This is a genomic window from Amycolatopsis sp. NPDC101161, from assembly GCF_044768185.1.
Lineage (GTDB): Bacteria > Actinomycetota > Actinomycetes > Mycobacteriales > Pseudonocardiaceae > Amycolatopsis.
In genome coordinates this window covers 599,229-619,380 of record NZ_JBIWPI010000007.1, presented here as the reverse complement: position 1 = coordinate 619,380, position 20,152 = coordinate 599,229, and the positions used below count along the sequence as shown (strand labels likewise).

The window sequence follows — 20,152 nt, the reverse complement described above, 5'->3', positions numbered from 1 at the left end:
CCTCAACCGGATTTCAGGACGTGGCGGGCGAGGCCCGGAAGTTCTGGTCGGCGAACGCCAGCAGGTACGGCAGCGTCGCCCGGGCCGTGTGCCAGGTGTGGTTGAACCCGCGCTCGGCGTGGACCACCGCGTCCTGGCCACGGGCGTGCAGCGCGTCGGCGATGCGGCGGGCCGTCGTGACGTCGGTCGGCGCGCCCGTGCCCACCGCCAGCATCACCGAGATCGGTGCCGGGAAGCTCATCGTCGGCAGGTAGCGGCGCGGGGTGTTGGCCGCGATCGCCGCCTTGTTGCCGTCCAGCACCCCCACCGAGTCGTTGAGGTCGTCGTACGGGAGGGCGATCAGCAGCGTGCTGAACTCGTCCACGTGGTGCAGGCCGATGTTCAACGCGCCGTAGCCGCCGCCGGACATGCCGCCCAGCGCGCGGTGGCCGCGGTCGGCGACCGTGCGGTAGCGCTGGTCGATCGCCGGGACCACCGTGCGCGCCAGGTACGTCTCCAGCTGCGGGCCGCCCGGGACGTCGAGGCACTCCCAGTCCGTGCTGGGCACCCCGGCCGTCAGGTCGACGCTCACGACGATCATCGGCTCGATCACGTGCGCCTGCTGCAGGGCCACCAGCGTGCCGGGCGCGTCGCCCGAGGTCAGCCAGTCGCGCGGGCCGCCGAAGGGGTAGCCGTGGATCAGGTAGACGACCGGGTAGCGGCGGGTCGCGTCGGCGGAGTAGCCCGGCGGGAGGACGACGTAGTTCGCGCCGGACGGGACGCCGTGCGCGGGGTCGGGGAGGTTCACCACGTCGATCCGCTGGCCGGCGGCCGCCTTGCCCGCACCGGGGCGCGACACCGCCGAGTCCGACTCCGACGGTGCCTCCTTGCCGTCGTCGAGCAGGCGCCCGGCCAGGTTGACCGGGCCGGGGCCCTTCTGCAGCAGCCGTGCGAGGTCGTCCGACGTGCGGACGTACCCGACGTAGCTGTTCAGGGCAGTTACTCCGGCGAGCAGCAACAGGACGCCGAAGGCGGTGAAGCCCCAGCGGCGGATCCGGCGCCGGCGCCACAGCGCGATGACGGCGGCGAGGACCGCGACGGCGGCGGAGGCGAAGGCCAGCCAGATCAGCGGCGACTCGAACGGGCCCAGGTCACGGGCGCGGGCGGTGATGTCGCCGGGCAGCACCGGATCGGTGCCGGCCCGGTGGATGCCGCTCGCCAGGCCGTACCAGTCCATCCACACCCCGTTCATCCCCCGGCCGCGGGCAGGGTTGCCCGCAACTCGATCAAGACGCTAGCCAGGGGACGCTGAGGGTTCGTTGAGAAAAGGTAAAGCGCTCTTAAAGACGGTAGATGGTCAGCGCGCTCGGGCGGGAGCGGAAGCGGAACCGGTTGCCCAGCGGCCCGACCTCGCCGTCGGTGGCGACGCGGCGGTGGCCGTCCAGCAGCTCGACGTCCAGCTCGGCGACGTCGAGCTCCTGGTAGACGTGGCTCGCCGCCAGGCTGCGGGTGACCATCGCCAGCAGGAACCGGGCCCGCGAGTAGGGCAGGTCGGCGCGCAGGTACCGGACGTCGAGCAGGCCGGTGTCGAGCGCGGGCCGCCGGCTGGGCGCGAAGCCCTTCGGCGCGTACGTGCCGTTGCCGACGAACAGCAGCCAGACCTGCGTGCGCTTGCCGTTGAGCCGCACGCTCAGCGGCCGGGCGTGGCGCAGCGTGCGGGCCAGCGCGATCGCGGCCGAGGGCCACTTGGGGTGCTTCTCCTGGAGCTTCTCGCGCAGCCGGACCATCTCCGGGTAGCCGCCGAGGCTCGCGGTGTTGACGAACCAGCGGTGCGCGGTGCCGTCGCCGCCCTCGATCTCGACCTCGCCGAGGTCGATGCCGACGGCGTTGCCGAGCTCGGTCGCCGCGTCGGCGTCGGGCATCGAGCTGACGCCGATGTCACGGGCGAAGTGGTTGAGCGTCCCCGCCGGGATCAGCGCGAGCGGCAGGTCGCGTTCGGCGGCGACCGAGGCGACCGCCGCGACCGTGCCGTCGCCGCCCGCGACGCCGAGCGCGCGGACCGTCCCGCGGGCGTCGATCTCGGCTTCGAGCTGGCCGCGCAGGTCCTGGTCGGGGTCCGGGTAGAGGATCTCGGCCTTCGGCCAGGCGTACCGGGCCTCGTCGGTCGGGTCCTGGCCGTCGAGCCCGGACTTCGGGTTGACCAGCACGAGCATGTCGTCGCCGTCGACCATCTCCGGCGCGTCCGCGTCGTGGGCGGTGCGGGCCGGGACGTCGTCGTGCAGCGGCCACCAGTGCCGGGTCGCCAGGCCGACGCCGACCCCGATGCCCAGGCCGACGCCCACGTCGGAGGGCCAGTGGACGCCGGTGTGGACCCGCGAGTAGGCCACGGCCAGCGCGAGCGGTGCCACGGCGAGGCCGGCGCGCGGCGACTCCAGCGCCACCGCCGTCGCGAAGGCGGCCGCGGAGGCTGAGTGACCCGACGGGAACGACGACGACGTCGGGCGTTTCCGCAGGCGGCGGCGTACGGGCGTCTCCTCCTCGGCCGGGCGGCGGCGCGGGAAGAGCGGCTTGCCGATCAGGTTGGCGGCGGCGCTGGCCCCGGCGATCGCGACGACCCCGCGCAGCGCCGCGCGCCGCGTGGGCCCCTTCCGCGCCGCGAGCAGCGCCGCGACGCCCCACCAGAGGCGGGACTTGTTCGCCGATCTGGACAGCGCCATCAGCGCGTCGTCGGCTTTCGTGGCCGGGAGGGCGGCGCTGCGCCGCATCAGGGCGCGGTCGGTGCGCCCGACCCGCCGGAAGGCCTGGATCAGCTGGTGTGTCAAGGAGTCGCCTTCCCCAAGTCGTCAAGAGCAGTGCTCCAATCGTGCCTGAATCGGGGAGTTTTCACCGTCTGTGGCAGACCGGGGGCGTGTCGACGCCCGAACGGCGCACCGTCGGAGGGGGTGCAGCGCCTACTCTGGTGGGATGCAGCGGCGGATCTTTGGCATCGAGACCGAGTTCGGGGTCACGTGCACCTTCCACGGACAGCGCAGGCTCTCGCCCGACGAGGTGGCGCGCTACCTCTTCCGGCGGGTCGTCTCGTGGGGACGCTCATCGAACGTCTTCCTGTCGAACGGCTCCCGGCTCTACCTGGACGTGGGCTCGCACCCCGAGTACGCGACGGCCGAGTGCGACGACCTCGTCCAGCTGGTCACCCACGACAAGGCCGGGGAGCGCATCCTCGAGGACCTGCTGGTCGACGCCGAACGGCGGCTCGCCGACGAGGGCATCGGCGGCGACATCTTCCTGTTCAAGAACAACACCGACTCCGCGGGCAACTCCTACGGCTGCCACGAGAACTACCTGGTGACCCGCGCGGGTGAGTTCTCGCGGATCGCGGACGTGCTGCTGCCGTTCCTGGTGACCCGGCAGCTCATCTGCGGCGCCGGCAAGGTGCTGCAGACCCCGCGCGGCGCGGTCTACTGCCTCTCCCAGCGTGCGGAGCACATCTGGGAGGGCGTCTCCAGCGCCACGACGCGGTCGCGGCCCATCATCAACACCCGCGACGAGCCGCACGCCGACGCCGAGCGCTACCGGCGCCTGCACGTCATCGTGGGCGACTCGAACATGGCCGAGCCGACGACCATGCTCAAGGTCGGCTCGGCGAACCTGGTGCTCGAGATGATCGAGGCCGGCGTCCAGTTCCGCGACTTCACCCTGGACAACCCGATCCGGGCGATCCGCGAGATCAGCCACGACCTCACCGGCCGCCGCCAGGTGCGCCTCGCCGGCGGGCGCGAGGCCTCCGCGCTGGACATCCAGCGCGAGTACTACGCCCGCGCCGTCCAGCACATCAAGGACAACGGCTCGACCGCGGCGAACGAGCGCGTCGTCGAGCTGTGGGGCCGGGCGCTGGACGCGGTCGAGCAGCAGGACTTCGGCAAGATCGACACCGAGATCGACTGGGCGATCAAGCACCGGCTGGTCGAGCGCTACCGGCACAAGCACGACCTGGACCTGTCCAGCCCGCGCATCGCGCAGCTCGACCTGGCCTACCACGACATCCGCCGGGGCCGGGGCATCTTCGACCTGCTCCAGCGCAAGGGCCTGGTCCGCCGGGTCACCGACGACGGCGAGATCGAGGCCGCCAAGGACACCCCGCCCCAGACGACCCGCGCGAAGCTGCGCGGCGACTTCATCGCCGCCGCCCAGGCCGCGGGCCGCGACTTCACGGTCGACTGGGTCCACCTGAAGCTGAACGACCAGGCCCAGCGCACGGTCCTGTGCAAGGACCCGTTCCGCTCGGTCGACGAGCGCGTCGAACGCCTGATCAGCTCGCTCTAGCCCGGCCTGCCCGCCCGGTGTTCCCTACGAAAGTCGCCGGGCGGGTGCGGCAGGATCTCCCGCATGCGTGTCGTGCTGCTCGTGTGCGCCCTGCTGGTTTCGCTCGCCGCCCCGGCGTCGGCGGGTGAGCACCGGCCGGCTTGGGAGCTCAAGGCGACCGGGGTGACCGCCCAGTTCCGCGGCCTGTCCGCCGTCAGCGCGCGGGTGGCGTGGGTCAGCGGCACGCAGGGCACCGTCCTGCGCACCACCGACGGCGGCGCCACCTGGAAGTCCGTGGGACCGCCCGGCACCGAGGCCCTCCAGTTCCGCGACATCGAGGCCTTCGACGCCGACCACGCCGTGGTGCTGTCGATCGGGTCCGGGACCGACTCCCGCGTCTACCGGACCGACGACGGCGGCGCGCACTGGCGGCAGACGTTCCAGAACACCGACACCGCGGCCTTCTACGACTGCCTCGCCTTCTTCGACCCGTGGCGCGGGCTCGCGATGAGCGACCCGGTCGACGGCCGGTTCCGCGTCCAGGCCACCTTCGACGGCGGCCGCAGCTGGCGGCAGGTCCCCGACAGCGGCTTCCCGCCTGCGTTGCCCGGTGAGGCCGGGTTCGCCGCCAGCGGCCAGTGCGTCACCACGGCCGGGCCGTTCGACGCCTGGCTCGCCACCGGCGGCGGCGCGACCGCCCGCGTCCTGCACTCCGGCGACGGCGGCCGCCACTGGAGCGCCTCCGACACGCCGTTGCCGAGCAGCGCGTCGGCCGGCGTGTTCGCCCTCGCGTTCCGGAACCCGCGCCAGGGCGTCGCGATCGGCGGCGACTTCGCCAACCCGACCGCGCCCGGCCCGGCCGTCGCGCTGACCGGGGACGCCGGCCGGACCTGGCGCACCCCGGCGCAGTACCCGGCGGGGTACCGCTCCGGGGTGGCCTGGCGCGGCGGGACGCTCCTGGCCGTCGGCCCGGGCGGCAGCGACTACAGCCCGGACGGCGGGCGGCACTGGACGGCGTTCGACACCGGCAGCTTCGACAGCGTCGACTGCGCCGGGTCGAGCTGCTGGGCCAGCGGCGTCCAGGGGCGCGTCGCCCGGCTTCGCTAGAGCACCTGGCCGGTCGGGCGGACCATGATCTCGTTGACGTCCACCGACGGCGGCTGGGACAGCGCGTAGAGCGCCGCGCGGGCGATGTCGTCCGCGTGCAGGTTGGGCTTCTTGCGCTGCTCGTCGCTGAGGATGTCGGTGTCGGTCATGCCGGGGTTGATCAGCGTGACGCGCACGCCGGTGCCGACCGCCTCCTCGCGGATCGCGCCGGCCAGCCCGGTCACGGCCCACTTCGTCACCGAGTACAGGCTGGCGTTGCGGATGTACCGCCCGGCGACCGAGCCGGTGATGAGCAGGTGCCCGGCCGACTCCCGCAACGCCGGCAGCGCGGCGCGGGCGGTGTAGGCCGCGCCGAGGACGTTGGTGCGCACCATCGGTTCCCAGGCCCGCGGGTCGGGGTCGTCGTCGCCGAAGAACGAGGTGCCGACGCCGATCCCGGCGTTCGCGAAGGCCGCGTCGAGCCGGCCGAACCGCTCGACGGTCGCGGCGACGGCACCGGAGATGGCCGGCCAGTCGCCGACGTCGGCGCCGAGGGCGAGGGCGTTGTCCTCGCCGAGCTCGGCGGCGAGGGACGTGACGGACTCGGCCTTGCGGGCGACGAGAGCGACCTTGAACCCGGAGCCGGCGGCGAGGCGCGCGGTGGCGGCCCCGAGGCCGCGCGAGGCGCCGGTGATGAGAAGAACGCGATCATCCATACCGCCCAGGCTAGGGAGAATTCACGGGGTCAGCACGAGCCGGCCGCGCAGGCCGGCCGCGGCCAGCCGTTCGTGGGCTTCGGCGGCCCGCGTCAGCGGCAGCACGCCGGCGACGCGCGGGGGAAGGGTTCCGGCCAGCTCGGCCAGCCGTTCGCCGTCGGCGCGGATCCAGACGTTCCGCACGCGGATCCCGCGCAGGGGGATCGGGGCGGCTCCGGCGGCGAAGGCGACGAACTCGCCACCGCCACGGACCGCGTCGAGCGCGTCCAGACCGAGCAGGGCGGTGTCGAGGGCAGCGTCCACCCCGTCCGGCACGAGCGCGCGCACGCGGTCGCCGAGCGCGGGGCCTCGGGGGACGAAGTCGTCCGCGCCGAAGCCGCGGACGAGGGCTTCGTCGGCCTCGGACGCGACGGCGACGACCCGCCGCTTCCGGGCGTGGGCCAGTGAGACGGCGTACCCGCCGACCGCGCCCGCCGCGCCGGTGACCAGGACGGTCCCGTCGGTTTCGGCGAGGTCGAGCGCCTGGGCGGCGGTGAGGGCGTTGAGCGGGAGGGTGGCCGCTTCGACCGCGGACATACCGGTGGGCGCGAGGGCGACCGCCGACGCGTCGAGGACGATCTGCTCGGCGTACGCGCCCAGGGGAGTGGCGATCCGGTCGCGCAGTCCGATGACGGCATCGCCGACCTGGAACGGCGGCCGCCTCCCGGCCGGCCGGGCGCTCGGCTGCCGACGGCCGGGCCCGCCGATCTCGGCCCCTCCGACCTCGCCGACCGCGTCGACCCCGCCCGCCACGTCCCACCCCAGCCCGAGCACTTCCCGCGGCGGGATCACCCCGACCTCGGTCAGGATCCCGGTGCGGGTCGCGAGATCCACCGGGTTCACCGCGGCCGCCGCCACCCGGATCCGGACCTGCCCCGGACCGGGCTCCGGCACCGGCACCTCCACCGACTCCAGCACCTCGGGACCCCCGAACCGCCGGACCACGATCGCCCGCATCGAACACTCCTCACCGACCGGAAACCTTCCCCGCGAACCTATGGGGAGCTACTCTCCATCGGGAAGTACGCACCCGCAGGTTCCCCACGTACCAGGAGGTTCGCCCGGTGCCCACGCGCACGGCGGAACAGCGGCGGCTGGCCGAAAAGGCCGCCTACGACGCCTACCTCGCCGCCTGCCCCACCCGGAAGCTGCTCGACGAGATCGCCGGCAAGTGGGTCAGCCTGGTGCTCGTCGCGCTCGGTGACGGGCCGCGGCGCTACAGCGACCTTTCGCGGCGCATCGCCGGGGTCAGCCAGAAGATGCTCACCCAGACCCTGCGGGTGCTCGAACGCGACGGGCTGATCCGCCGCGAGGTGACCGCGTCGGTGCCCGTCCGCGTCGACTATTCCCTTACGCCGCTGGGGGAAAGCCTGCGCGCGCTGATGGCCGGGTTCAAGGACTGGGCCGAGGCGAACTTCGACGCCGTCAGCACCGCCCGCGCCGATTACGACGCGCGCACCCCGGACCTCACGATCGGGCCGGGCGGCGCGGGCTAGGCTCTACCGGGTGTCCACCGCACGCGCCGAACGGCTGGTCAATCTGGTACTGGCCCTCCTGTCCACCCGGCAGTACCTCACTGCCGAGCGGATCCGCGGCATCGTGCCCGGGTACGGCGACGCGGCCAGCGACGACGCCTTCTTCCGGACGTTCGAACGGGACAAGACCGAGCTGCGCGAGCTCGGCATCCCCCTGGAGACCGGCCGCAACTCCGCCTTCGACGCCATCGAGGGCTACCGCATCGCCCGCCGCGACTACGAGCTCGGCGAGATCGACCTGGCCCCCGACGAAGCCGCCGCCGTCGCGCTCGCGTCGCGGCTGTGGGACTCGCCGGAGCTGACCGGGCAGGCCCAGGGCGCCCTCGTGAAGCTGCGCGCCGCCGGCCTGGAGGTCGACGACCAGGCCCCCACCGTCGTCGAGCCGCGCGTGCGCGCCGAACCGGCGTTCGGGCCGCTGCTGGCCGCCGTGCAGAACGGCCAGGCCGTCCGCTTCGAGTACCGCCGCAGCGGCTCGCCCGAACGCATCATGCGGACCCTCGAACCCTGGGGCGTCGTGTCGTGGCGGGCCCGCTGGTACGTGGTCGGGCACGACCGCGACCGCGGCGCGACCCGCTGCTTCCGCCTTTCCCGCGTCACCGGTCAGGTCCGGACCGTCGGCAAGCCCGGCGAGGTGCAGCGCCCCGAGGGCGTCAACCTGCTCAAGCTCGTCTCGGTGACGGGGGAGTCCGAACCGGCGCCGGTGACCACCGCGCGGCTGTGGGTCGCCGACGGCCGCGCCGCCGGGGTCCGTCGCCGCGGCACCGTCGTCGGCCGGTCCACCATCGACGGCGAAGAGGGCGACCTCGTCGAGATCGGGCTCTACTTCCCCGAGTCGGCGGCCGACTGGATCACCGCGCAGGGCCCGGACGTCGTCGTGCTCGAACCCGACGTGCTGGCCAAGACCGTCCAGGACCGGCTCGAAGCCGTCGTGGCCCGGCAGGGGAGCGGCCGGTGAGCGGGTCCACCGACCGGATGCCGAGACTGCTCGCGCTCGTCCCGTACCTGCTCGCGCGCCCGGGCATCCGCGTCGACGAAGCCGCGCAGGACTTCGACGTCACGCCGAGGCAGCTGCGCAAGGACCTCGAGCTGCTGTGGATGTGCGGGCTGCCCGGCTACGGGCCCGGCGACCTGATCGACCTGTCCTTCGAGGGCGACACGATCGTCGTCACCCACGACGCCGGGATGAACCGCCCGCTGCGGCTCACCGGCGGCGAGGCCACCGCGCTGCTGGTCGCGCTGCGGGCACTGGCCGAGACGCCGGGGGTGCTCGACGGCGACGCCGTCCGCCGTTCCATCGCCAAGATCGAGGCCGCGGCCGGGCAGGCCCAGCCGGCGGGCGTGGTCGTCGGCGGCGGGGTGCGCGAGGGCAAGAAGACCGCGCGGACCCGCGAGGAGGTCGCCCGCGCGCTGCAGGACCGGCGGGCGGTGCGGATGCGCTACTACACCGCGTCCAAGGACCAGATCACCGAGCGCACGGTCGACCCGATGCGGCTGCTGATCGTCCAGGCGGTCGGCTACCTGGAGGCCTGGTGCCGCCGCGCCGAGGGCGTCCGGCTGTTCCGGCTCGACCGGATCGACGACCTGACGATCCTCGACGAGCCCTCGCGCCCGCCCGCGCACGCGCACCCGACCGACATTTCGGAGGGCGTCTTCCGCGAGCGTCCCGACCAGCGGGAGGCGGTGCTGGTCCTCGACCCGGACGCACGCTGGGTAGCCGAGTACTACCCGTGCGAGGAGCTCGACGAGCTCGACGGCGGCCGGCTGCGGATCCGGATGCGCTACGCCGACCAGTCGTGGATGGTGCGCCTCGTGCTGGGCTTGGGCGGAGAAGTGCTGGTGGAGAGCCCGGCCGACCTCGCGTCGGACGTCCGACGCCGCGCGGCCGACGCCGTGGCCCGAGCCCGTCACCTTCCGTCAACCTGCGACCACTAGGGTGATCGACGTGCCGTACCTGCCCACCGTCGCGCTCGCCGCGCTCGGCCTGCTGCTGCTCGTGGTCCTGCTGGTGCGAACCGGCAAGGTCTTGCGTGGTTTCCGGCAGACCGCAAGCATGGTGGCTACGAACACCCAGGACCGGGCCGGTTTGCTCCGCGCCCGGTCGGCCGCGCTGCGCGTCGCCTTCGCGGAGCGCCGCCGGAAACCGGAAAACCAGTAACATCCCTACCAGACGCAGATAGGAGGCCATCTTGTTCGCCAACGGATTGCAAGGATGGCATTTGATCATCTTGGTGCTGCTCGTCGTGCTGCTGTTCGGGGCCAAGCGGCTTCCCGATGCGGCGCGGTCGATCGGCAAGTCCATGAAGATCTTCAAGGCCGAGACCAAGGACCTCGCGGGCGACAAGAGCACCTCGCACGAGGACGCCGAGCCGGTCGAGACGAAGCAGATCCCGGCCACGCCCGCCCCCACCGGCGCGACCGACCAGCAGGTCGCCGACCTGCAGCGGCAGCTCGACGAGCTGAAGAAGCAGCAGGCGGCCGACCAGCCGCAGAAGAACGCCAGCTGACGGCTGGGCCACACCCGGTCCCTGGTCCACGGAGCGCGCCGGCCCGGCGCGCTCCGCCGGACTCCGACGAGAACGGAACACCCCGTGGCGGAACCCGCCTCCGGAAACGGCACCAGCCGCCGGTCGAAGCGGCGCAAGCGCAGCCGCCGGATGAACCCCGACGGCACGATGACGCTCATCGAGCACATCTACGAGTTCCGCCGCCGTCTCGGCTTCGCGCTGCTCGCCGTCGTCATCGGCGGCATCGTCGGGTTCTTCTGGTTCAGCACCAAGGTCGGGCCGATCCCGTCGCTCGGCGAGATCGTCAAGGACCCGTACTGCGCCATCCCGCCGAACCGGCGCCTCAACGGCTACCAGGGCTGCCAGCTGCTGCAGACCGTGCCGTTCGAGGCCTTCATGATCCAGCTGAAGGTCGGTCTGGCCGCCGGGGCCGTGCTGTTCTCGCCGCTGTGGCTCTACCAGGTCTGGGCGTTCATCGCGCCCGGCCTGTACTCGAAGGAGCGCAAGTACGCGCTGACCTTCGTCGGGTTCGCCTCGGTCCTCTTCGCCGCCGGCGCCGTGCTGGCCTACCTGCTCTTCCCGCACGCCCTGCAGCTGCTGATGGGCTTCGGGCAGGAAGAGTTCATCACCGCGCTGACCGCGGACAAGTACATCTCGTTCATGCTGTCGCTGCTGATCATCTTCGGGATCAGCTTCGAGCTCCCGCTGCTGGTGGTGATGCTGAACCGCGTCGGCGTGGTCAAGTACCGGCAGCTGAAGAAGTGGCGCCGCGGCATCGTGTTCGGGCTGTTCGTCTTCGCCGCCTTCGTCACCCCCGGCTCGGACCCGTTCTCGATGCTCGGCCTGGCCGGCGCGCTGACGCTGCTGTTCGAGCTGTCCATCCAGCTCGCCCGCATCCACGACCGCAAGAAGGACCGCGACCGCGCGGACGAGGGCTGGGACCAGCTCGACGACGACGAGGCCGCTCCGTTCAACTACACGCCGAGCACGATCGACGACGAACCGTCCGCCCCGACCGCGTCCGGCGGCCGGTCCTCCGGCACCGACGACATCACGTAGTGGGGCTCCACGCCGCGCTCGCCGTGCACCCCGCTTCGGGACACGGCGCGGCCGCCCGGATCGCCGACACCGTCGCCGACCGGCTGCGCACCACCGTCGACCGCCTCGACGTGCTGGTCGCCAACACGGTCGAGGAGTCCCGCGAGCTGATGCGGACCTCCCACGACGCCGGCCTCGACGTCCTGGTCGTCCTGGGCGGTGACGGCGCCGCCCACCAGGGCGTCCAGTTCTGCGCGAACCACGACGTCGCGCTCGGCCTGGTCCCGGCGGGCACCGGCAACGACTTCGCCCGGGCCCTCGGCGTTCCCGGCGAGCCGCTGCCCGCGGTCGAGGCGCTGGTGGCGGCCCTGAAATCGGGCGCCCGGCGGCGCATCGACCTCGGCCGCCTCGGCGACACCTGGTTCGCGACGGTGCTGTGCGCCGGGTTCGACGCCGGCGTCAACGAGCGCGCCAACCGGATGCGCTGGCCGTCCGGGCCGCGCCGCTACGACGTCGCGATCCTCGCCGAACTGGCCGCGTTCCGCTCCCGCCCGGTCGTCGTCGACACCGGCACCGAACGCCTGGAGCTCGACGCGACCCTGGTGGCGGTCGGCAACACCCGCTTCTACGGCGGTGGCGTCCCCATCTGCCCGACGGCCGACCCCGAGGACGGCGTCTTCGACGTGACGGTCGTGGGGGACCTGACCCGCCGCGGCCTGATCCGCATGCTGCCCGGCCTGCGCACGGGCAAGCACCTCACGCACCCGGCGGTCCGGACCCTGCGCGCCCGGTCGGTCACCCTGGCGGGCAACAGCTGGCCGGCCTACGCCGACGGCGAGCCGCAGGGGAGCGTGCCGGTGACGGTCAGCTGCGTCCCGGGCGCGCTGACCGTGCTGGCCTAACGCTCGTAACCGCCGGCGCGGGCCACGAGCTGCCGGAAGTGCGCCGGCGTCAGCAGCCGCCCGGCGTCGGCGAAGTACACCCCGCCGCAGCGGTGGCAGAACCAGCCCTGCTCCCACACCTGCCGCGCCGCCGGCACCCCGCGCCGCTGACGCCGGTGGGCCCGCAGCCGCCGGACGTACAGCCAGATCACCACACCCGCGGCGACGTACACGCACAACGCGGGCAACGAGATCACCGCGATCCCCAGCGCCCCGCCCGGCGGCGGGTCGTCCAGCGACGAGAGCGGCAACGCCAGGAAACAGCTCCCGACCAGCACCAGGGCGATGACCGCCGCCACCAGGCCGCCGCTGCGGCGCGGGGGAGGGAAGGGGTCCAGCGACCGGGCCACCGCCGACACCGAAACCCCGCTGACCTGGCTGCTCGTGTAGACGAGCCCGTCCCCGGTGGGCACCGCCACCGTCGGCCCCTGCCCGCGGAAGAACGCGTGCCCGCCCTGGTAGACGGCGGGCACGTGCTGCACCTGGTCCAGCTGCCCGCAGCTCGGACACCGTTCGGTCATGCAGCCTCCGACGCCGCCGCACCCGCACCGGTTCCCTGTGTATAACGACCTATACGGCGGCCGATGGGCGCGAGCACCGCCGCGCGGTGCTCGCGCGAAAAAGAAGCAGGGACCGCCGACGGTCACGCGGCGTGCGGACCGCCGGGGGGATGTGGAACCCTGACGAGGTGGCCAGTAGCCCTTCTCCCTCCCCGGCCGAGGCCTATGCGGCCTCGTCGCGCCGGGGCCGGTACCCCCAGTTGACCCGCTTCGCCGCGGAGGCGTCCTTCGAGTTCGACGAGTTCCAGATCCGCGGGTGCGAGGCCCTCGAGGGTGGCCACGGCGTGCTCGTCTGCGCGCCGACCGGGGCCGGCAAGACCGTCGTCGGGGAGTTCGCCGTGCACCTGGCGCTCGCCGAGGGGCGCAAGTGCTTCTACACCACGCCCATCAAGGCGCTGTCGAACCAGAAGTACGGCGACCTCGTCGCCCGCTACGGCGCGGACGCGGTCGGCCTGCTGACCGGCGACACCTCGATCAACGGCAACGCCCAGGTGGTCGTGATGACCACCGAGGTGCTGCGGAACATGCTCTATTCGGGCTCCTCGACGATCACCGACCTCGGTTACGTCGTCATGGACGAGGTGCACTACCTCGCCGACCGGTTCCGCGGGGCGGTGTGGGAAGAGGTGATCCTGCACCTGCCCGAGCACGTCCGGGTGGTCGGGCTGTCGGCGACGGTCAGCAACGCCGAGGAGTTCGGCGAGTGGCTGGTCGAGGTCCGCGGCGACACGACCGTCGTCGTCGACGAGCACCGGCCGGTGCCGCTGTGGCAGCACATGCTGGTCGGGAACCGGCTGCTCGACCTGTTCGCCGGGGACGACGTCCACGCGCCCGGGGCGGAGCTGCGGATCAACCCGACCCTGCTGCGGCGCACCGAGGAGATCGGCCGCCAGTACGCGCCCGCCGGGTTCCGCGGCGGGCCGCGCGGGCGCCGGGGCCCGCAGTCGCGGATGCCGCGGTTCCGGCCGCCGTCGCGGGTGGACGTCGTGGAGCAGCTGGACCGGGCCGGGCTGCTGCCGGCGATCGTGTTCATCTTCTCCCGGGCCGGGTGCGACGCCGCGGTGGCCCAGTGCGTCCGGTCGGGGCTGCGGCTCAACGGGCCGGGCGAGGTCGAGGAGATCCGTCAGGTCATCGAGGAGCGGACGGCGGACCTGCCCGAAGGCGACTTGGGCGTGCTCGGTTACTGGGAGTGGCGGGAGGCGCTGGAGCGCGGGATCGCCGGGCACCACGCCGGGTTGCTGCCCGCCTTCAAGGAGACCGTCGAAGAGCTGTTCGTCCGCGGCCTGGTGAAGGTCGTGTTCGCGACCGAGACGCTCGCGCTCGGGATCAACATGCCGGCCCGCACGGTCGTGCTGGAGCGGCTGGTCAAGTACAACGGCGAGGCGCACGTCGACCTGACGCCGGGGGAGTACACGCAGCTGACCGGCCGGGCGGGGCGGCGGGGGATCGACGTCGAGGGGCACGCCGTCGTGGCGTGGCAGCCGGGGGTCGACCCGAAGCAGGTCGCCGGGCTGGCCTCGACGCGGACCTACCCGCTGCGGTCGTCGTTCCGGCCCGGTTACAACATGGCCGTCAACCTGGTCGCCCAGGTCGGCGCGGCGGAGGCGCGGGAGCTGCTGGAACAGTCGTTCGCGCAGTTCCAGGCCGACCGGTCGGTGGTCGGCACGGCCCGGCGGATCGAGCGGAACAAGGAGGCCCTGAAGGGCTACGCGGCCGCCATCACCGGCGACTTCGACGAGATGCTCGAGTACGTCGAGCTGCGCGCGAAGATCTCGACGCGGGAGAAGGCGCTGTCGCGGCAGAACACCGCGGTGCGCCGGGCGGGGACGGCGGAGTCGCTGGAGAAGCTGCGCAAGGGTGACGTCATCGCGGTGCCCGCGGGCCGGCGGGCGGGGCTGGCCGTGGTCGTCGACCCGGGGCTGGACCCGATCCGGGAGCCGCGGCCGGTGGTGGTGACCGAGGACCGGTGGTCGGGGCCGCTGTCGGTGGCCGACTTCCCGGCGCCGGTGGAGGCGCTGGGGCGGATCAAGCTGCCCAAGCACATCGAGCTGCGGTCGCCGAAGACGCGCCGGGACATCGCCTCGACGCTGCGCAACGCCGGGATTTCCTTGCCAGGCAGGCAGAAGCGGCGGTCGGGGGCGAACGAGGACGGCGAGCTGGCGGCGTTGCGGCGGGCGCTGCGGGCGCACCCGTGCCACGGGCTGGCCGAGCGCGAGGCGAACCTCCGCTGGGTCGAGCGGTACCAGCGGCTCGCGGCGGAAACCCAGCAGCTGGAACGGAAGGTCGCCGCGACGACGCACTCGCTGGCGCGGTCGTTCGACCGGATCCTCGCTTTGCTGGGGGAGCGCGGGTATCTCGGGCCGGAGTCGGCCGGGGACGGCGAGGACCGCGTCACCGAGCACGGGCGCCGGCTGACCCGGCTCTACAGCGAGTCCGATCTGTTGGCCGCGGAGTGCATCCGCCACGGCGTGTGGCAGGGGCTGGGCGCGGCCGAGCTGGCGGCGGTCGTCTCGACGCTGGTGTTCGAAGCCCGCCGTGACACCGCGGGTGAGCCGCGGCTGCCGGGTGGTGCGGTGCCGGAGGCGTGGCAGGAGACGGTGAAGCTGTGGGTGGACCTCACCGAGGACGAGCGGCGCCACCGGCTCGACCGCACCCGCGAGCCCGACGCGGGGTTCGCGTGGCCGGTCTACCGCTGGGCGCGCGGGGAGTCGCTGGAGAAGGTGCTGACCGCGGCCGAGGCCAACGGGCAGGAGCTGTCGGCGGGTGACTTCGTGCGCTGGTCGCGTCAGGTGATCGACCTGCTCGACCAGATCCGGGACGTGCTCGGCAAGGCCGACCCGGTGGGCGCGGCGGCGGCGGACGCGGTGAAGGCGCTGCGGCGGGGTGTCGTGGCCGCGGGCGCCGCGTGAACTCTGTGTTAGCCCTGCTCCGGACGGGGCAGCGCATCGAGCGTGGACACGTGTGCTCGGCTCCGACCTGTGGTTGGATCGCCTGCAACACCGTGCGTACGCGGCTTTACGGCGGTTTCGGGGTGGACAGTGAGATGAGCGAAGCAGGCGGAGGCAGACGATGAGCACGCCGTATGGCGGCAACGACCCACAGCAGCCCCAGTACGGGCAGCAGCCGGGCGGCGCGTACCCCCCGAGCGGCCCGCAGGAGCAGCCGCAGTGGGGGCAGCAGCAGCCGCCTTCGTACGACCCGAACCAGCAGCAGCAGTGGGGCCAGCCGCAGCAGCCCCAGCAACCGCAGCAGTGGGGCCAGCAGCCCGGGGGGTACACGCCGCCGCAGCAGCCGCAGTGGGGTCAGCAGCCGCCGCCGTACGGGCAGCAGCCCGGGGGTGGTTACCCGCAGAGCGGCCCGCAGGCCCAGCCGCAGTACGGGCAGCAGCCGGGCGGGGCGTACCCGCAGAGCGGGCCTCAGCAGCAGCCGCAGTACGGCCAGCAGCAACCGGGCCAGTACGACTACGGCCAGCAGCAGTACCCCGGCCAGGGCGCGCCGGAGGGCGAGCAGCCGGCGAAGTCGAAGAAGGGCCTGCTGATCGGCGTCATCGTGCTGGTCGTGGTCGTCGCGGTGGTCGGCGTCCTCGGCTTCGTGGCGCCCGGCTTCTTCAAGACGCAGGTCTTCAACAACACGCAGATGCAGACCGACGTGCAGAAGCTGCTCACCGAGACGTACAAGATCGACGGGGTCACCGGCGTGACCTGCCCGGCCGACCAGAAGGTCGAGGACGGCGCGAAGTTCGAGTGCACCGCGACCATCGCGGGCAAGCCGACGCAGATCCCGATCACGGTCAAGGGTGACGGCGGGAACTACGAGGTTTCCCCGCCCGCCACGAAGTAGCTTCGCCACGCCGATCCGGCCGCCGCGGAATTGCGGTGGCCGGATCGCGTCGTTTCCGGAGATGATCCGGAGATGAGCGACTTCGAGATCCGGACGCTGGACCCCGGTGAGCACCGCGCGGCGAGCAACCTCTTCCGCGCGAGCTTGCACGTGCCGCCGAGTGACGACGAGGACTGGGAGCGCGCGTCCCGGGCGTTCCAGCCCGGCGGGACGATCGGCGCGTTCGACCCGGACCTGATCGGCACGGCCCGCTCGTTCGACGCCGAGCTGACGGTGCCCGGGGGCGCGCGGCGGCCGATGGCGGGGGTCACCGGGGTCGGCGTCCGGGCCGACCGGACCCGCCGGGGCGTGCTCCGGGCGCTGATGTCCGCGCAGCTCGAGGACTTCGCCGGGCGTGGGGTCGTGTTCGCGAGCCTGCTCGCGTCCGAAGCGCCGATCTACGGCCGGTTCGGCTACGGCCTGGCCACCCGGTACCGCAGCTACACCGTCGACCGGAACCGCGCGCGGCTGGACCCCGCCGCGCCGGCGACCGGCGAAGTGGAGCTGCTGGAGCTGGACAAGGCGCTGGAGGTGCTTCCCGGCGTCTACGAGGGCTTGGCGCGGCGTCCCGGGGCGATGTCCCGGCCGGAGGTGCTGTGGCGGCTGTACGAGGGCCAGGCCCGGCGCAGCCCGCAGCCGGTCAAGGCGCTGGTGCACCACGGGCCGGACGGGCCCGACGGCTTCGCCACCTACTTCGTCGACGGTCTGCAGGCGCACCCGTGGACGAAGAGCCTGCGCCTGGTGGACCTGTTCCCGGGCACGCCGGCGGCGTTCGCCGGGCTGTGGCGGTTCCTGCTGGGCGTCGACCTCGTCGACACGATCGTCGCCGAGGCCCGGCCGCTGGACGAGCCGATCGAGCTGATCCTCGCCGACCACCGCCGGAGCACGGTCGACCGGATCGGGGACGAGCACTGGGTCCGCCTGGTCGACGTCCCGGCGGCGCTGTCCGCGCGGGAGTACGGGCACGCCGAGCCGGTCGTCGTCGAGGTGACCGACCCGCTGCTGCCGGCCAACAGCGGGGCCTACCGGATCACCCCGGACGGCGCCGAGCGCACCGAGGAGCCCGCGGCGCTGCGCCTGGACGTCACCACCCTCGCGATGGTGTACCTCGGGACGTGGCGCGCGTCGGCGCTGGCGGAGGCGGGCCGGATCGAGGTCCGGGACCCGGCCGCGCCGGCGGCCGCCGACCTGCTGTTCGGGACCCGGGTGGCGGCTTGGAGCGGCACGCACTACTGACGCCGTCGCCGGAAATGGAGATGCCGCGGGCGGGGCCGGGCGGCAGGATCGGCGGCATGACCGACTTCGACGTCCGCCCCGTGGCCGAGGACGAGCGGCGCGCCACGTTCGACCTGCTGGGCCGCTCGCTGCACACCAACCGCGTCAGCGACGAGTCCTGGGCCCGGTACGGGGAATCCTGGCCCGCGGCGCACAAGTTCGGCGCGTTCGACGGTGCCACCCCGATCGGGATCGCCAGTTCCTACGACACGGAGATCGCCGTGCCCGGCGGCGGTGTGCTGGCGCTCGGGGCGGTCGACGGCGTCGGCGTCCGCGCCGACCGCACCCGGCGCGGGGTGCTCACCGCGATGATGGCCGCGCAGCTGGAGGACTTCGCCGCGCGCGGCGTTCCGCTGGCCGCCCTGCACGCCAGCGAGCCCACCATCTACGGCCGGTTCGGCTACGGCTCGGCCACGCTCGGCAAGACCCTGTGGGTGCCGCGGCCCGCGGCCCGGCTCCACGACCGCGTGCCGGTGAGCGGGGACGTCCGGATGCTCACGCCCGAGGAGGCCGTGCGGGAGATCCCCGTGCTGTACCGGAAGATCGGGCTGTACCGGGCCGGGATGATCGGCCGGCCGGCCGAGTGGTGGCCGATCGCGCACGACCGGCTCGTCGGCCCGGAGGGCAGCCACGTCGTTGCCGTCCACAGTGGACCGGACGGCGACGACGGGTACGTCGTGTACGACACCGTGGACCGCCGCACGCTGGATTCGCCGGACGCGGGGCCCGTGCTGAAGATCCGCGAGCTGACCGCCGCGAACCCGGCCGCGCACGCCGCGCTCTGGCGGTTCCTGCTGTCGGTGGACCTCGTCTCCGGGATCCGCGGCCGCTACCGCCCGGTCGACGAGCCGCTGGCCCCGATGCTGACCGACCACCGCCACGCTGTGACCGCCGACGTCGAGGACGACCTGTGGCTGCGTCCGGTCGACGTCGCCGCGGCGCTCGCGGCCCGCACCTACCGCGCGGCGGACCCGGTGGTGCTCGCGGTGCGCGACCGGATGCTGCCGGCCAACACCGGGCACTACGAGGTCGGCCCGGCCGGCGCCCACCGCACGGACGCCGCCGCGGACCTGGCCCTCGATGTCGACACCCTCGGCATGCTCTACCTCGGGCAGTGGAGCGCGACGGCCTTGGCGCACGCCGGCCGCGTCGAGGTCGTGGACCCCGGTGCGGCGGCGCGTGCCGACGAGCTGTTCACCACGATCGCCGCGCCGTGGTGCGGCACGTACTTCTAGGCGGCGGGCAGGGCCTTGAGGAGGCGTTCGACCGAGTTGCCGAGGTTCCACCGCTCGGCCAGCTCGGCGACGCGGTCCGGGTCGGCGGGGGTGGCGGGCACGGTGTCGGGGCGGGACTGCTCGACCGGCGCGTCGACGGCGACCCGGACCACGGTCGGCGCGACGGCCAGGTAGTCGGCGGCCTCGGAGAGCCGCAGCCGCGTCTTGAGGGGGACGCGGTTGTCGCCGGCGGCGGAGGCTTTCAGGAGCGCGTCGAGCGACCCGAACTGCGTGATCAGCTTCGCCGCGGTCTTCTCGCCGATGCCGGCGACGCCGGGCAGGCCGTCGGAGGGGTCGCCGCGCATCATCGACATGTCCGCGTAGGCGGGCCCGGCGGTCTCGCGGGGGAGGCTGTAGCGCTCGGCGATCTCGGCGGGCCCGAGCACCTCGGCCTTGGCCCAGCCCTTGCCGACGTAGATGACCGACGTGGGCGTGGGTTCGGTGCGGACGAGCTGGAAGAGGTCCCGGTCGCCGGTGATCACCTCGACGGGGTCGTTCTTCTCCTTGGTGGCCAGCGCGCCGATGACGTCGTCGGCTTCGTAGCCCGCGGCTTCCGCGGTGGCGAACCCGAAGGCCTCGAGCAGGTCGAGGATGATCGGGACCTGCGGGGTGAGCGTGTCGGGGACCTCTTCGACGTCGGGGCTGCCGCCGCCGGTCTCCTCGGCCACCCGGTGCGCCTTGTAGCTGGGCAGCAGGTCGGTGCGGAACTTCGGCCGCCAGTCGGCGTCGAGGCAGCACACGAGCCGTGAGGGGTGCCGGTCGGTGAGGATCCGCGCGATCGTGTCGGCGAACCCGCGTACGGCGTTGACCTGCGTCCCGTCGGCGGCGCGCATCGAGTCGGGCAGGGCGAAGAACGAACGGAAGTACAGGCTCGCGGAGTCGAGCAGGGCAAGTGGTCCGGTCACCCGCACAGCCTGCCACGCCGGACGGCGCCGGAGGGGGCGCCACGCATCGGCGGGGGAGGGGAGCGGCGGCCGGGCGTCGCCCGCCACCGAGTCGGGGCGCCGGTGGGGGAGGTGCGTCA

19 protein-coding genes are annotated in these 20,152 nt (G+C 73.3%); 13 read left to right on the top strand and 6 right to left on the bottom strand.

Annotated features, from left to right (window positions below; translation table 11 throughout):
• Window positions 1-13 precede the first annotated feature (13 nt).
• Complete coding sequence (locus ACIRSS_RS45580) at window positions 14-1,216, bottom strand: alpha/beta hydrolase (protein ID WP_400907310.1); 1,203 nt, start codon at window positions 1,214-1,216, stop codon at window positions 14-16.
• Between the two features lie 103 nt (window positions 1,217-1,319).
• Window positions 1,320-2,744 carry a bifunctional phosphatase PAP2/diacylglycerol kinase family protein gene (locus tag ACIRSS_RS45575; RefSeq protein ID WP_400907815.1) on the bottom strand — a complete coding sequence of 475 codons (1,425 nt, stop codon included), beginning with the start codon at window positions 2,742-2,744 and terminating at the stop codon, window positions 1,320-1,322.
• Window positions 2,745-2,943: 199 nt separating this feature from the next.
• Between ACIRSS_RS45575 and pafA the strand changes: the two genes are divergently transcribed.
• Window positions 2,944-4,302: a Pup--protein ligase gene (gene pafA / locus ACIRSS_RS45570; RefSeq protein WP_400907307.1), complete on the top strand. Its 1,359-nt coding sequence runs from the start codon at window positions 2,944-2,946 to the stop codon at window positions 4,300-4,302.
• Window positions 4,303-4,365: 63 nt separating this feature from the next.
• Window positions 4,366-5,388, top strand: coding sequence for a WD40/YVTN/BNR-like repeat-containing protein (locus ACIRSS_RS45565; protein WP_400907304.1), 1,023 nt, complete (start codon window positions 4,366-4,368; stop codon window positions 5,386-5,388).
• Here ACIRSS_RS45565 and ACIRSS_RS45560 read toward each other — a convergent pair.
• Together ACIRSS_RS45560 and ACIRSS_RS45555 are read right to left on the bottom strand one after the other, a co-directional pair.
• Window positions 5,385-6,083 (bottom strand): SDR family oxidoreductase, encoded by a 699-nt coding sequence (locus ACIRSS_RS45560; protein WP_400907301.1) that lies wholly within the window; start codon window positions 6,081-6,083, stop codon window positions 5,385-5,387. The genes ACIRSS_RS45565 and ACIRSS_RS45560 overlap by 4 nt on opposite strands.
• Before the next feature lie 21 nt (window positions 6,084-6,104).
• Window positions 6,105-7,079 carry an NADP-dependent oxidoreductase gene (locus tag ACIRSS_RS45555; RefSeq protein ID WP_400907298.1) on the bottom strand — a complete coding sequence of 325 codons (975 nt, stop codon included), beginning with the start codon at window positions 7,077-7,079 and terminating at the stop codon, window positions 6,105-6,107.
• Window positions 7,080-7,186: 107 nt separating this feature from the next.
• Between ACIRSS_RS45555 and ACIRSS_RS45550 the strand changes: the two genes are divergently transcribed.
• From ACIRSS_RS45550 to ACIRSS_RS45520, 7 genes are all read left to right on the top strand, one after another.
• Window positions 7,187-7,618, top strand: a complete 432-nt coding sequence (locus tag ACIRSS_RS45550; RefSeq protein ID WP_400907296.1) for a winged helix-turn-helix transcriptional regulator — start codon at window positions 7,187-7,189, stop codon at window positions 7,616-7,618.
• Window positions 7,619-7,628: 10 nt separating this feature from the next.
• Window positions 7,629-8,612, top strand: coding sequence for a helix-turn-helix transcriptional regulator (locus tag ACIRSS_RS45545; RefSeq protein WP_400907293.1), 984 nt, complete (start codon window positions 7,629-7,631; stop codon window positions 8,610-8,612).
• Window positions 8,609-9,589: a helix-turn-helix transcriptional regulator gene (locus ACIRSS_RS45540; protein ID WP_400907290.1), complete on the top strand. Its 981-nt coding sequence runs from the start codon at window positions 8,609-8,611 to the stop codon at window positions 9,587-9,589. The genes ACIRSS_RS45545 and ACIRSS_RS45540 overlap by 4 nt, the downstream gene beginning before the upstream one ends.
• A gap of 10 nt (window positions 9,590-9,599) precedes the next feature.
• Window positions 9,600-9,812: a bacteriophage holin gene (locus ACIRSS_RS45535; protein WP_400907288.1), complete on the top strand. Its 213-nt coding sequence runs from the start codon at window positions 9,600-9,602 to the stop codon at window positions 9,810-9,812.
• Window positions 9,813-9,873: 61 nt separating this feature from the next.
• Window positions 9,874-10,161 carry a Sec-independent protein translocase subunit TatA gene (tatA, locus tag ACIRSS_RS45530; RefSeq protein ID WP_400907285.1) on the top strand — a complete coding sequence of 96 codons (288 nt, stop codon included), beginning with the start codon at window positions 9,874-9,876 and terminating at the stop codon, window positions 10,159-10,161.
• 84 nt (window positions 10,162-10,245) lie between these two features.
• Window positions 10,246-11,220, top strand: a complete 975-nt coding sequence (gene tatC, locus ACIRSS_RS45525; protein ID WP_400907281.1) for a twin-arginine translocase subunit TatC — start codon at window positions 10,246-10,248, stop codon at window positions 11,218-11,220.
• Window positions 11,220-12,101, top strand: coding sequence for a diacylglycerol/lipid kinase family protein (locus ACIRSS_RS45520; protein WP_400907278.1), 882 nt, complete (start codon window positions 11,220-11,222; stop codon window positions 12,099-12,101). Before tatC ends, ACIRSS_RS45520 begins: the two co-directional genes overlap by 1 nt.
• On the opposite strand, the gene ACIRSS_RS45515 is transcribed toward ACIRSS_RS45520, so the two are convergent.
• On the bottom strand, window positions 12,098-12,661 hold the full coding sequence (locus tag ACIRSS_RS45515; protein WP_400907275.1) for a hypothetical protein: 564 nt from the start codon (window positions 12,659-12,661) through the stop codon (window positions 12,098-12,100). The genes ACIRSS_RS45520 and ACIRSS_RS45515 overlap by 4 nt on opposite strands.
• Window positions 12,662-12,810: 149 nt before the next feature.
• Between ACIRSS_RS45515 and ACIRSS_RS45510 the strand changes: the two genes are divergently transcribed.
• From ACIRSS_RS45510 to ACIRSS_RS45495, 4 genes are all read left to right on the top strand, one after another.
• Window positions 12,811-15,609: a DEAD/DEAH box helicase gene (locus ACIRSS_RS45510; RefSeq protein WP_400907812.1), complete on the top strand. Its 2,799-nt coding sequence runs from the start codon at window positions 12,811-12,813 to the stop codon at window positions 15,607-15,609.
• A 160-nt stretch (window positions 15,610-15,769) separates the two neighbouring features.
• A complete protein-coding gene (locus ACIRSS_RS45505; protein ID WP_400907272.1) occupies window positions 15,770-16,540 on the top strand; it encodes a DUF4333 domain-containing protein in 771 nt (256 codons plus the stop codon).
• 72 nt (window positions 16,541-16,612) lie between these two features.
• Entirely contained in the window at window positions 16,613-17,815 is a 1,203-nt protein-coding gene (locus ACIRSS_RS45500; protein WP_400907269.1) for a GNAT family N-acetyltransferase, read from the top strand.
• Window positions 17,816-17,871: 56 nt separating this feature from the next.
• Window positions 17,872-19,089, top strand: coding sequence for a GNAT family N-acetyltransferase (locus ACIRSS_RS45495; RefSeq protein WP_400907266.1), 1,218 nt, complete (start codon window positions 17,872-17,874; stop codon window positions 19,087-19,089).
• Here the strand turns inward: ACIRSS_RS45495 and ACIRSS_RS45490 are convergent.
• On the bottom strand, window positions 19,086-20,033 hold the full coding sequence (locus ACIRSS_RS45490) for a 5'-3' exonuclease H3TH domain-containing protein (RefSeq protein WP_400907263.1): 948 nt from the start codon (window positions 20,031-20,033) through the stop codon (window positions 19,086-19,088). The two genes, ACIRSS_RS45495 and ACIRSS_RS45490, sit on opposite strands and share 4 nt — an antisense overlap.
• Window positions 20,034-20,152: the final 119 nt, after the last annotated feature.